General features: G+C 44.7%; 10 protein-coding genes. 8 read left to right on the forward strand and 2 right to left on the reverse strand.

The window, feature by feature from the left end:
• Positions 1–3,201, forward strand: a 3,201-nt coding sequence (locus GX089_05760) for a hypothetical protein (GenBank protein NLP01978.1), incomplete at its 5' end; no start/stop codon positions are given.
• A gap of 57 nt (positions 3,202–3,258) precedes the next feature.
• On the opposite strand, the gene GX089_05765 is transcribed toward GX089_05760, so the two are convergent.
• Entirely contained in the window at positions 3,259–3,588 is a 330-nt protein-coding gene (locus GX089_05765) for a hypothetical protein (GenBank protein ID NLP01979.1), read from the reverse strand.
• 101 nt (positions 3,589–3,689) lie between these two features.
• On the opposite strand from GX089_05765, the gene GX089_05770 reads away from it, so the two are divergent.
• Positions 3,690–4,160 carry a hypothetical protein gene (locus tag GX089_05770; protein NLP01980.1) on the forward strand — a complete coding sequence of 157 codons (471 nt, stop codon included), beginning with the start codon at positions 3,690–3,692 and terminating at the stop codon, positions 4,158–4,160.
• A gap of 6 nt (positions 4,161–4,166) precedes the next feature.
• On the opposite strand, the gene GX089_05775 is transcribed toward GX089_05770, so the two are convergent.
• Positions 4,167–4,880 (reverse strand): SDR family NAD(P)-dependent oxidoreductase, encoded by a 714-nt coding sequence (locus GX089_05775; GenBank protein ID NLP01981.1) that lies wholly within the window; start codon positions 4,878–4,880, stop codon positions 4,167–4,169.
• Between the two features lie 176 nt (positions 4,881–5,056).
• Here GX089_05775 and GX089_05780 point away from each other — a divergent pair, with 176 nt between their 5' ends.
• The 6 genes from GX089_05780 to GX089_05805 all read left to right on the forward strand — a co-directional run.
• Entirely contained in the window at positions 5,057–5,677 is a 621-nt protein-coding gene (locus GX089_05780) for a hypothetical protein (protein NLP01982.1), read from the forward strand.
• 76 nt (positions 5,678–5,753) lie between these two features.
• Positions 5,754–9,440, forward strand: a complete 3,687-nt coding sequence (locus GX089_05785; protein ID NLP01983.1) for a tetratricopeptide repeat protein — start codon at positions 5,754–5,756, stop codon at positions 9,438–9,440.
• Between the two features lie 285 nt (positions 9,441–9,725).
• Positions 9,726–10,295 carry a sigma-70 family RNA polymerase sigma factor gene (locus GX089_05790; GenBank protein NLP01984.1) on the forward strand — a complete coding sequence of 190 codons (570 nt, stop codon included), beginning with the start codon at positions 9,726–9,728 and terminating at the stop codon, positions 10,293–10,295.
• The gene (locus tag GX089_05795; protein NLP01985.1) at positions 10,282–10,821 is read left to right on the forward strand and encodes a hypothetical protein; all 540 of its coding nucleotides are present in this window, start codon (positions 10,282–10,284) and stop codon (positions 10,819–10,821) included. Before GX089_05790 ends, GX089_05795 begins: the two co-directional genes overlap by 14 nt.
• Before the next feature lie 238 nt (positions 10,822–11,059).
• Positions 11,060–11,989 (forward strand): 1-phosphofructokinase family hexose kinase, encoded by a 930-nt coding sequence (locus tag GX089_05800; protein ID NLP01986.1) that lies wholly within the window; start codon positions 11,060–11,062, stop codon positions 11,987–11,989.
• A gap of 138 nt (positions 11,990–12,127) precedes the next feature.
• A partial coding sequence (locus tag GX089_05805; protein NLP01987.1) for an NAD-dependent epimerase/dehydratase family protein occupies positions 12,128–12,543 on the forward strand: 416 nt, incomplete at its 3' end.

Raw genomic sequence — 12,543 nt, forward strand, 5'->3', positions numbered from 1 at the left:
CCTGAGGAGTGCTTTGATTACTATTTTTCCGGTTCAGTCTTCTGGCACAATCCAGATTCAATTCCCCCTTTTACACCCTCAAGCGGTTTTTCAACCCACATGTGCAGCGGGACTCCTATTGCAAATGAATTGATCCTTACTCCTGAATATGTAGCAGGAGGAGATTCTGTTGTTCTTCATATAACAAACATTGGGAGTCTGAACAGGGATTCACTGATGTATCTGGTGGTCTGGTATGGTAATGATGAGTTAGGGTATACATACGATACTATTCCTCCAGGTTCTCTCCCTCCTGAACCGGCTGATGAAGTGGTAAGGACATACAGGGGAGCGATGTTTACGGGTGAAGCAAAGGATATAACTTTCAATGTGGCAATCCGTGGGATACTTGGAAATCAGAGTGATCCTGTTTCCAGAGTTTTGAATGTTGGGGTACCTAGACCTGAAAACAATGCAGTTTTAACTGTCGGTACTATCTCTCCAACTCAGGTTGAACTGTCGTGGGCTATTCCACCGATGGATCTGATAGATAGTGTGAAAATATGGTGGGGTAATGAGAAAATCCCACTGAAACATGAGATCGATGAAAACAAGTTCAGCAGCAGATCTTTTCCGGCGATTCAGGAATCCACAGTCATTACTGGTCTCACCCAGCTAACTAACTACTATTTTGGCATGCAGGTTCACCGTAATGGCCTCTGGTCTGCAGTCACAGAGTTGGCAAGCGCTGCTGTAAGAACAACCGTCATTGTGGATACAACTCAGATCCCGAACAGAATAAAAATTACAGGTAGGAACTTTGATGGCAATTCAAATACTATCGTCCTGGAATGGACAATTGACACTATTGGTATCGGAAATCTTACCCTGGAAACAGGGATTACCTGGCACACTAGTACCTATCCTAAAAACGAGCCATCTTCAAGCTTCGGACAGATCGTATCTGGTGTGGGAGTAGAGAATACTCATACTCTCGACCTTGGAATGAATTTGACATTTGATACGCTCTACTATTTTGTCATGTGGATGAGGAAGGTTGATGGGCTCTGGGCAGCTCCCACAGATTCCTCGAAGGATACAGTGAGGATTCCTCCCGCTGTCTGGCAGAAAATTACCTATTTCAAGAACACTGATACCCTGAGGACTTTCAATCAGAAGATAATGTTATGGAAGAGTGCGACATGGTCTGCCGGGGCAGGACCATTCGATGATACTCTCGATGTCATCACACCAGTTTCGATTCCGGAAGGACTGATACCTGTCAGCCCCTGCCTGGATTTCCGTAATGACAGGCAATCTCCTCCTCTGTACTTTGGAATGCGTCCGGATTCTGTTCCTGCAGGATACAGCCTCAAGGATATCTGGTTGTACAATTACAATGTTGAAACTGGCAAATGGAAGAGTGTAGCAAAAGAAGGGGTAGATTCTGTCAATCAGGTGGTGTATTCTTACCTTACGCAGATGAAGGATTATCCTGATCCTTTCATGCTTATGATCGATACACGGGAACCTGCTGTGAATCTGGGCCCAGATTCCACAGCGGTACAGCCGCTTACCAATCTGCCGATCCCGTTAACTGTCAATGATAATATTTCCAATATACGGGTAGAATTGTGGGCATCAAATGGTGCCAATAAAATGAGCATTGTCAGTTCAGACATCGCTACTGACACTGCTTATTCAGAAATTCTGGTTATTCCCGCTGATTTGATTACAACCGATAACGGGGTAAGAGCTGAACTGGTAATAAGTGATGGACGCTTTACCAGGAAAATTAATATTTCAAGGTCTGTGAGAAGGGGTTCATCCGATGAGGTTGTAACGGAACCTGAGTCCTGGATACCACTGGCGCCTACTGCGGTTTTAGACGACCCATCAGTGGAAACGGTACTTGACGAGCTAAAAGGTGACGATGGATGGACTTATGATCCTGTGCATTTTTTACTCTACAGGTGGGTTACTCACAACGGCAACATTAATGATACCGTCAAATGGGTAGAGTATTCCAGCGCTCCTGAAATAAAGCAGCTTTTTGATTTTACACCCGGAAGAGTGCTCTGGATTAAGACCAGGGATAGAGTTGCTATTGACCTGGGGCCGGGATATACAACATCGCTGAAAGAAACCTGTAATATCGAACTTAATGCAAAAGACTGGACAGATATTGCTTTGCCATTTATGTTCAACGTGAGAATAGGAGATATCCTTGATGCTACCGGTCTTGAGGGACCTGATCGGGATTCTATTTGGTTTTATTCCTGGAAAACTAATGAAGAAACAGAGAGGCTGTATTCTTCACCCCTTCATTTGCCGCCCATCCCGGATATGAACCTTCCCGGGAGTGACCTGGAATATGGTTATGCCAGGGCTTTTACGGTTTACAACAACCTGGAGAGAAATGTTGTACTAAAGATTCCGCCCACACCGGTTTCAATGTCGACTTTCCCTGCTGCCAAAAAGAGTGCAGCCAGTGGATGGAGTGTGGCTGTGAAGGCCCGTACAGCGGAAGGAACGCTCTCTCCTGTTTACTTTGCATACTCTCCGGGAACGGGAACAAGTTTTCTTCCAGCCAGCCCCTCTTTCAGCAGTGTCGCTCTGCGTGCTCTTGACAAGGATAACAACAGGTTGCGCGGTCACATGATTGCTCATGAAATGTCAGATGGTGGAATCGCTTTCCCGCTGGTATTTGAGAACTCTGGAACAGGCTCTCAGAAAATCGTCAGCTACAGTCTCGAACGCGGAAAAACAGTGCCTGAGCAGATAAAGACTGCGATTTTCAATCCCGGAAGCATGGAATTTGACAAAAGCGGAAAGGTTACCCTGAGTGCCGGAGGAAGGGAGTACCGTTATGTTCTTGCCGGTGACGATGAGTTCATATCCGGATGGAAAGAAAGTTTCTCTCCCGTCCGCTTTTCGATCGTAAAAATTTATCCAAATCCACTGAGAGGGGTTCTTAATATAGGTTTTACTACTCCCTACAGTGGAGTGAAAACCGTCATGATCAGGATTTATGATCAATTAGGGAGGACTGTCTGGAGCAGAGAGCTTGGAAAAGAACTCCGGCCCGGATTTAACTCAATCAAGTGGAACCCTGCATCGGATAAACTTGCCACCGGAACCTATGTCCTTCAATTGACAGCATTCAGCCCGTCAGGAAAGGTTACCGGTACTGCACAGAGCCGAATCATGTATATCAAATAAAATATCCCTCCTTTTTAAAAGGGGGGATATCTTCTCTAAGACGATAGTCGAAGCCACTTACTGCTTCAGTGTCTTTTTCCGTTCATAGTGCAGAATAGGGTCACATTTACCCGGATATTTCTCAGTGACTTTATCAGTGCATCCTCCCGGAGAGAGTTTGTCACATGATAAACACACATTCTTGTACCATTCATCCGTGATTCCTTCGGGTTTGTTACCCTGTTTTCCTCCGACTCCTGAGCCTATTGAGTCGAGTTTTCTGATGATCCCCTGGGCTATAGAGGCAAGCTGCTGAATCTGAGCGGGGGGGAGCTGCTGTGAGCAGATCTGAAGATATACGGACAAGGATTCCTGAATGAGTCCCTTTTCCTCGTTTGTCAAAGCCATTTTTGTTCTTCTCCTGTTTTGTTTCTAATGAAAATAGTATTTTTCAAGTGATCAATTACATTTCCGGAGCCGGTGTTATCAATAAACCTGCAAGGGACATAATGATTTCTATAGTTTTAGTGTGTACGGGAAACATGTGCCGAAGCGCCATGGCTGAGGGAATAATGAAAAAGCGTTTCAGTGAACTGGGAAGAAACGATTTCGTTGTTTCCTCCATGGGTATTCATGGTCAGGACGGTTCCGGTGCGGTCAGTGATGCTGTCCAGGTATGCAGAGAGAACGAAATCGATATATCAGGCCATCGTGCAAGAGCCCTGGTTGCAGGCGAATTAAAAGAGAGTGACCTGATATTTGTAATGGAGCCGCTTCAGAAAGAGTTTATATCCATTTTTTTTCCTCAGGTTACAGATCGTCTTTTCCTGCTTGGAAGCTGGCCGGGTGCAGAAAGTAAAAAAGGAATAATCAAAGATCCTATCGGAGGTGCAATTGACGATTTCAGAAAGTCTTTCAATGTAATCTCCGGACATATCGAGAGGATCATTCCTTTTCTACTGGCCCGTTATCCCGTATAGTTCTTCTCAGGCACTGAGGTGCCATCCGCCATCTACTCTTATTACCTCACCAGTAAGATAGGGTGTGTTCACAAGAAACTCGAAAGTGTCTGTCAAAGAGCGCAGGTCTCCGGTTTTTCCCAGAGGAATTTTTTCGGAAAGGGAGTGAAAATATTGTGTGTTTTCTGCATCTGATGGGAGCATAGCTCCGGGAGCGATGGCATTTACCCTTATTGATGGGGCGAAAAGGAATGCCTGCTGACGGGTGATCTCCTCCAGAAAAAGCTTGGAAATGCGGTAATTCTGGAAATTGTGGTTGGGTCTGCTGATATTGGAATCTGTGATATTTATGATCCATCCTTTGCCGGCCAGTTCGCAGAACCGAGTTGAGAGTCTCAGAGGTGCGATAACATTTACCCTGAGAATCTCCTCCAGATGATCCGGTTTCTGCAGGTTCCCTGTTGTGAAAAGAGAAGCATTGTTGACCAGTCCGCATAAATCAACAGGCAGATCGGAGCACTTGTCGATGAGAGTTTCCGGAGAAGTGCTTAGATCATGTTTAACAAAGAATACTTTGTCTTTATGTTTCGCTGACTTAAACAGAACTATCTTTGCGTCGTAAAGACTGCTTCGATAGTGAACGATTACCGAATAGCCCATCTCTAAAGCTTTACGGGCAAAACAAAGTCCCAGTCTTTTCGCCCCGCCGGTGATCAGAACTGCCTGAGTTTTTCTGGCCATATATGAAAAATAGTTTATCGGGTAATTTGAAATGCTCTGCAGAATTTAATTCAGGGAGAGCTTTATTACACAGAGGTAATATTTTGTACAATAGTAACTGGTAAAAAACAGTATCTTTGGTATAGGTATGTTGAACCTCGGATAAATAAGGTAAATCAATCTAATCAGGATAATCAATGGTCAAAATTCATGATCGTCTGCTCAATGATCAGAACAGACATCTCTGCTGCGGTTTGACTGTAGGTGAAAGGATTTCATCTGCGGGAAAAAAAAGTCTCTGGGAGGAGCGAAAAGGCGGGTCTGCAGACGTTGTGATTATTCACTATATAAGTGCTGTTGAGATCGATTCAAAGCGCTCTTACGACAAAGAGATAATTTTCAAGATTTTCTGTGATCTGGGGGTCAGCAGTCATTATCTGATAAGCAGGCGGGGGCAGGTGATACGTCTTGTACCTGAGGAGAAGAAGGCCTGGCATTGCGGGGGAAGCGTGATGCCTGAACCGGACAGACGTGTGTGGGTAAATGATTTTTCAATCGGGATAGAGTTGATGGCAACTGAAAGCAGTGGATTTACTCAATCTCAGTACCGCTCCCTTTGTGAACTGTGCTTTGAAATAGAAAAGAGGCATAAAAGAGAGTTTGTGTACCTGGGCCATGAGCATGTTTCCGGGGCAGAAGCTGTGAGGTTGGGATTAAGGAAAGATGTTAAAAGGGATCCCGGTCCTGAGTTTGATTGGCATCTGTTTAATTCTAACCTTGAAGAACTGAGAAGCAGGCACTGTGCATATTTGCGGTAACACTGTGGAATTTACCATTTTCCAAATCTGCTATATTGATTTGTCACACGCTAGTGCAGAGTGGAGGGGAGAATCAATGTCTTGTTTTGTTAAGCCTTATTTATCGACAATATTTCTGGTTTTGGTAGTCTTTGCAGGTCAAAGTTTTTCCGATGCGACGTTTGACAACCTGATGGCATCAAAGAAGTACAAGGAAGCACTTGACTATGCAGAAGAAAAAATTCCGCCATCAGACCGCGATGCCATGATCTGGATTAAGATGGGGCAGGCCAATGATGCCTTGGGGATGACTGAGAAGGCACTGGCTTGCTATCTAGTCTCCTGGAGAATGAACCCCAACGATTACAATGCTCTTCTTGGTGCCGCAAAAGTGTATAACAAGCTCGGTCAGCCCGATAATGCCATTAACATGGCAAAAAAGGCGCTGGAGAAGAATTTCACTGCTGAGGCCAGTTGGGAATATGCCCGTGCCTGTATTGCTCTTAACAGGGCACCGGAAGCAAAGAAAGCGCTTGAGAAAGTGCTTCAGGCTGATTCAGGAAACACGATTGCCAACAGGGAATTAGGGAATATTTACTACAATGAAAAATCATGGGCCAGGGCGATTCCTCTTCTGAAAAAGATTTACAAATCCGCACCTGATGGAGAGCTTGCCTACAGGATAGGTAAGTGTTATGTAGAGTCAGGAGTTGCAGATTCAGCACTGGCATACCTGAAGATAGCCCGGGATAAAGGTGGAAGAACAGATGTTTCTCTTGAGCTTGCCAGGGCCTATTATGGGCAGAAAAACTACAAATCAGCTGCAGCAGAGTACGATAAGGTCGCTGGAGCCGACATGACCGCAAAGGATTTTTACAAAATGGGTGTCTCCATTGAAAAGAACGGGGATAAAGCAGCTGCTTTGAATTCCTTTAAGAGTGCGGTTATCCGGTTCGGCTCATCAACGGATAACGAAGCCTTACTGGCAAGGGAGAGGGTAGCACGTGCAAAGCTGAGTGAGCGTGATTTCAAAGGGGCAGTCGAGGATTTACAGTTTATTGTCAGGGCTGATTCTAAAGGAACTGTCGTTCCTGAGATCTACTTTCTTCTTGCTGAAGCCTATCAGGGGCTTGGAGATAAAAACAAGGCGATATCAAGCCTCGAGAAGGCTATTTCTTTAAACAGCAGGAATATTGAAGCCTATGCCAGACTTGCTGATCTTTACCAGAATAACGGGATGGCTGACAAGGCGAAGGCAACTTATGAGGCAATGATGGGGCTTAGCCCGAACGACCCTAAAGTATATCTGATTCTTGGACAGTACAATATCAAATCCGGTAAGTATAATGAAGCGCTTTCGTTGCTGGAAAAAAGCAATTCTATCCGCAAGAGTGCTTCCGCACTTGAGGGAATAGCAATAGCAGCTTCCAGGCTTAAAAATTTCGATAAAGCCAGAGAGGCTGCGAAGCAGGCAATCGCCCTGGATGCCGGAAGCTGGGATGCGCGGGTTGTACTTGTTGATATCCTGATGAAAGACAAAAACTACAAGGCTGCTCAGGAGCATCTGGAAAAAATCGTTGAGAAAGAGGCTTACGATCTTAATTATCTGGAACAGCTGGCTACCTGTTATGATCAGAATGGCAATCAGGAAAAACTGCTGGAACTTGACAAAAAAATAGCGACTCTCAATCGCAGGAATATCGATTCCAGGTTGAGGCTTGCACGTTATGCAGACAAGAAAAACGATGTGGAGACAGCGCTTGCTTATTACAGAGAGCTCACTGAACTGACACCGAAGTCTCCGGAGGTGTTCCGGAGACTTTATGAATTATCCCTTAAAAAGGGAAACAGAAGAGATGTAGTTACCTACATGAGGAAGTATCTGGAACTTAAGCCCGATGATGCTGATGGCTACAGGGATCTGGGTGACGTACTTTACGAACAAAAAGATTTTGACGGGGCGCTGGAAGCGTACAGGACAGCCCTGAAGGTTAATCCCTCTGTGAAGGGATTTTACAAGAGGTATGCGGAAATAGTTATAGCCAAGGGACAGCAGGATGAGGTGATCACTACTCTTACCAAAGTCATAAATGCCGGGGAAGCTGATCTGGGGACATATACCACTCTTGGGATGATCTTTCAGAAAAAGAAAATTTATGGTAAGGCTGTCGAGATGTATCAGAAGGCTCTTCAACTCGATCCATCCAATGTTGATGCTCTTTCTGCACTGGCTTCTTGTCAGGCTGCAAACGGGGATCTCAATGGGGCGGTGATATCGTATGAGCAGGCAGTGATGATGAACACCGGAGCAACTGAAGAGTTGAAGGAACTGGGAGAGATTTATCTGAAACTGGGCAGAGAGGAAGAGGGAATAAAGACTTTAAAGAAATACCTGGATAAGAAACCTGATGATCCCAAAGCTGCTTTGCTTGTTGGTAAATACTTCTTTGAGAAGAAAGAGTATGCAGATGCTGAAAAATATCTGGCTCTTTCGTTAAGCAGTGCCTCAAGTGAACAGAAGTTGATGTATGCGGAGGCTGCTTTCAATGCAGGAAAGTACAAAGAAGCCATAAAGGAGCTTGAGGGCCTGAAAATGGATAAGAAGATTAAAGGTGCGATGCAGCGCAATGTTTACAAGATGCTTGCAGAGTCGTATGAAAAAGATGGTAAGCAGGATGAGGTGGCTGCAAGGGCTTATGGTAACTATCTGGCTCTTCCCGGGGTCAGGGATGAGGATGCTGCATACAAACAGGCGTTTTTACAGGAAAAAAGTAATCCCGCGGCAGCAGTGAAATTATACGAATCAAATATCAAGGTGTATTCTACCGACTATCGTAATTTCCTTCGCCTGGGTCTTATTTATTCCGAGAAAAAGGAAACGCTTTCCAAGGCAGTTCCTATGCTTAAGAGAGTGACTGATCTGGCTGCATCGATGCCTGCGGTCTGGCTTGAGCTTGGTAGAGTTTATGGCAAAATAGGCAAGGAAGATGAGGAGCTTCAGGCTTACAGAAGATACTCTGAAACGGATCCTCAGAACCTTGAGGCAAACAAAAGAATTGGAATTCTGCTCATGCGTAAGGGACTGGTAAATGAGGCATTGGTTTATCTTGAGATCAGCAACACTCATCAGCCGGATGATCCTGTTGTGATGTCGATGCTGGCCAAAGGGTATATAAAGACAAATCGCAGCAATGAGGCAATAGAGCTTCTGAAAAAGGCTAAAGAGGCGAAAAAGGACGATCCTGATATCAGATTTATGCTGTTTGAGCTTTATCAGAAACTGGGTCAGAATGACAAAGCACAGGAGGAGATAAAAGCTCTGGTAGATATGAAACGGGAGCCAAGGTATCTTATGCTTTACGCTGAAGCTCTCCTGATTCAGGGAAAGCACAAGGAAGCGGAAAACACAGTGGAGGATATTCTGGCTGTTGATCCAGAAAATATCGATGCACTTCTGATAAAGGCCAGGATTTTAACCAGCCGTAAGAAATATGATGAGGCTATTGAGGTTTTTAAGGAGATATCCTTTATCAACCCTGAGCATCCGAAGGCTCTATATCTCAGAGCAGAGACTCATTTTCTGCAATCAAAACCTCAGTGGGCAGAGACATTTTACAAGCGTGCACTGAGGGCTGATCCCAAATTTGCATTAGCGGAGCTGGGACTGGCTAAAATAGCCAAGCTGCGTAAAGATACTGCCGGTTACAAGGAGCATCTGGAAGCAGCCCGAAAACTGGATCCTGACAATGAGCAAATCCAGGAGGAGATTAAAAAGTCCAGGTAACAAGAACAGAAGGGGGGGGAGCTCCCTTTTTTTTCTCATACCCGCTTTTGCCCGCCTGAAAGAACAGCGCAGGCCCGCCTTTTGCGGTAGAGTTACTATAAAAAGAGGCCGAAAAATCCGCCATTTTTTATATTCATTATGTCCTGAAAAGATCGGATTGTGGCCGGAAGAGTTTTTTATTGTACTGGAGAGCGGCAATTCTGAGCTGATTAAGGAAAAACTGCATGAGGAATGTAAAAGAAAAAACAATAAGGAACAATATTGGATCCAGAGAAGACGTATTCTATGCAGCAACAGCAGACAAATGATGATCAGCAGTTGTTTGACCTTTGGTTGAGTGGAGATGCCCGTGGGTTTGCCGGCCTCTATGACAAGTATAAAAACCGGGTATTCGGATTTTTAATCCGGATGACCGGTGACAGAGAGATTGCCGAAGACCTTTTGCAGGAAACTTTTTTTGCTGCACTAAGAAACGCGGAACAATTTGACAGGTCAAGGAGCTTTCTTAGTTGGCTTTTTGGGATTGCTCATAAAAGGACTATAGATTATTTCCGTCACGCAAAGGTTGAAACTGAACACAAACAGGATGCTGAATCAGCAGTAGGAAGTAAAATCGATGCACCGGACCAGCAGTTATCAAATCAAAACCTGCGTGGACTGATTAATGAGGCGGTAGAAACGCTTGATCCTTTGCAGAGAGAGGTTTTTCTTCTGAGGGAACTTGGCGGTGTACCGTTTAAAGAGATAGCGAAGATTATGAATTGTCCTATAAATACTGCCCTGGGCAGGATGCGCCTTGCGCTGAAGAATATTAGAAAGGAATTGAAAAAAAGGGGGGTTGATGGCGTGCAGTAAGTGGGAAGAAACAGGTTTGCTTTACAGTTCAAATGAGCTGGATGAACTGGAAAAGAAAGCTTACGAAGAGCATCTGGCCGGCTGTGAGGAGTGCAGATCTGAATACGAAAGCTATCGTAAAGAACAGACCTCTTTCTTTACGCCCGAGATTCTGGGTGAAACCCCGTCAGAGAAAGTCGATGCAGAGATAAAAAGGGTCTGCTCAACCCCAAAAAAACAGTTCACATCTATTGGTTTCTTCCCGGTTTTCAAGAAGACAGTTTTCTCTGTCACCTTTTTTGTAGTCGGTTTTATTGTTGTAGGGTATTTCTCTCTGAATATCGAAAACTCCAGAGGGATTCAGAAGGTCGTAGTAGAAGAAAAACCCGACTCATCTCCCTCCAGACCTCCAGAAATAGTAGCAGAAAAGAAAAATCCCGATTCACTTCAGCATGATTCTCTCAACGATTCAGACGTTTACTTCTCCAAAACCCGTGGTAATCTTCAGATTAAAGGAGTGTATCCTGTGGATTTAAAAGACAAATAGATGTATGACATAACCGGTCATCCTCTTTTTGGCCGGTAACTTCCGCTCCACCGATCATTTTAGTGTTAATTCCCGCATTTTCATTGTATTTTTATTGTTTTTACAATCTTATGAAGCGTTCCAAACTTATTTTAAAGCTTCTCTGGATCGCCCAGATTATCACCGCTGTAGTTTTAACCGCAATGATGATAAAGGCGATGAGACTTCTTTATTTCTTCTTAGGTCGGGAGTCCTTTTTTTGATCTACTGTACCTTACTGAATCCGGCTCTGGATGTCATATACAGCCTCAAAGAGTTCAGATCTGGAAACACCATCACCAATATCCCCTCATTTTCCATCCCCGCAGGCAAGGGAGTAAATGTCGCCAGGGTGGTTAAGACTCTTGGCGAGGATGTTTGTGTGACAGGGCTTATGGCTGAATACGACCTGAAGCGGTGTACAGATTTTCTTGAACAGTTAAAAATTGATCATCGTCTGTACAAAATTCCGGGAGGTTTGCGAATAAATACGACTCTTCTTGAAGAGTCTTCAGGTTTTACTTCGCACATAAGCAGTGCTAATCCGCCTCTTCCACCCAGGATTCAGCTTGAGTTTCTCAATCTTGTGGAGGGTTTGGTTTCACCGGGGGATTTGTGGTGTTTTTCCGGCAGTTTGCCCAGAGGTTTTGAGGATGACGCATACAGGAAACTCATAAAGAGCTGCAAAAGCAAAGGCGCAGATACATTACTTGACAGCAGGGGAGCTGCCCTGAAATTTGGTGTCAGGGCAAAGCCGATGATGATCAAGCCGAATATAGCTGAGCTGGAGGGCTTTTTCGATGAACAGATCAGAGGTGTACATCATCTGGCCCTTAAAGGTAAGCGTCTGGTAGATATGGGAATAGCTTATGTGTTTATCTCTCTGGGTGCAGACGGGATGATAGCGATTCATGAGAATGATTGTCTCCTCTGCTCTTCTCCCCAGATAAGGACACTTGACACAGTGGGCTGTGGTGATGCTCTGGTGGGGGGTATTCTTGTCGCCCGGAAGAGGAGTTTTTCCTTTTCTGAGATGTGCAGGATGGCAATAGCCTGCGGTGCATCAAAAGCACTGCATCGTGGACCCGGGGTAGTATCACTGGATGAAGTATGGCAATTAATGGAGGATGTAAAGATAACGGCTGTTTGATTCTGTGTTTTTAACGCAATCCAAGCAGTGAATCTTTTTCCATATTTAAATTCAGATAAATCTTTTTTTTAATCAGGTAAATCATTTTAATCAGGTAAATCAGAGGTTAGAAAGCCATTAATCAAGGAAATCAAGGTTATGAAGAGGTTGAGGATTCTGGTAACAGGTGGAGCCGGTTTTTTAGGGTCCCATCTATGCGATCGTCTGGTAAAGGCAGGGCATGATGTAATATGCCTTGACAATTACTTTACAGGAAGTAAAAAAAATGTCGAGCATCTAATGGGCCACAGGAATTTTGAGCTGCTCCGCCATGATATCACTTTCCCTGTTTTTGTGGAGGTGGATCAGATCTACAATCTCGCCTGTCCGGCATCACCGGTTCATTACCAGTACAATGCTGTCAAAACAATCAAGACCAATGTGATGGGTGCTATAAATGTTCTGGGTCTGGCAAAAAGGGTCAGGGCGCGTGTCCTTCAGGCATCGACATCAGAGGTGTACGGAGACCCCGATGTGCATCCTCAGAAAGAGGATTACTGGGGACATGTTAATCC

This window comes from Fibrobacter sp., from assembly GCA_012523595.1.
In the GTDB taxonomy this organism is placed as follows: domain Bacteria; phylum Fibrobacterota; class Chitinivibrionia; order Chitinivibrionales; family Chitinispirillaceae; genus JAAYIG01.

Excerpts from the sequence above, each read along its gene's own strand:
- GX089_05765 (NLP01979.1), bottom strand. The coding sequence starts at position 3,588 with ATGGCTTTGACAAACGAGGAAAAGGGACTCATTCAGGAATCCTTGTCC.
- GX089_05795 (NLP01985.1), top strand. The coding sequence starts at position 10,282 with ATGGCGTGCAGTAAGTGGGAAGAAACAGGTTTGCTTTACAGTTCAAAT.
- GX089_05770 (NLP01980.1), top strand. The coding sequence starts at position 3,690 with ATGATTTCTATAGTTTTAGTGTGTACGGGAAACATGTGCCGAAGCGCC.
- GX089_05790 (NLP01984.1), top strand. The coding sequence starts at position 9,726 with ATGCAGCAACAGCAGACAAATGATGATCAGCAGTTGTTTGACCTTTGG.
- GX089_05785 (NLP01983.1), top strand. The coding sequence starts at position 5,754 with ATGTCTTGTTTTGTTAAGCCTTATTTATCGACAATATTTCTGGTTTTG.
- GX089_05775 (NLP01981.1), bottom strand. The coding sequence starts at position 4,880 with ATGGCCAGAAAAACTCAGGCAGTTCTGATCACCGGCGGGGCGAAAAGA.
- GX089_05780 (NLP01982.1), top strand. The coding sequence starts at position 5,057 with ATGGTCAAAATTCATGATCGTCTGCTCAATGATCAGAACAGACATCTC.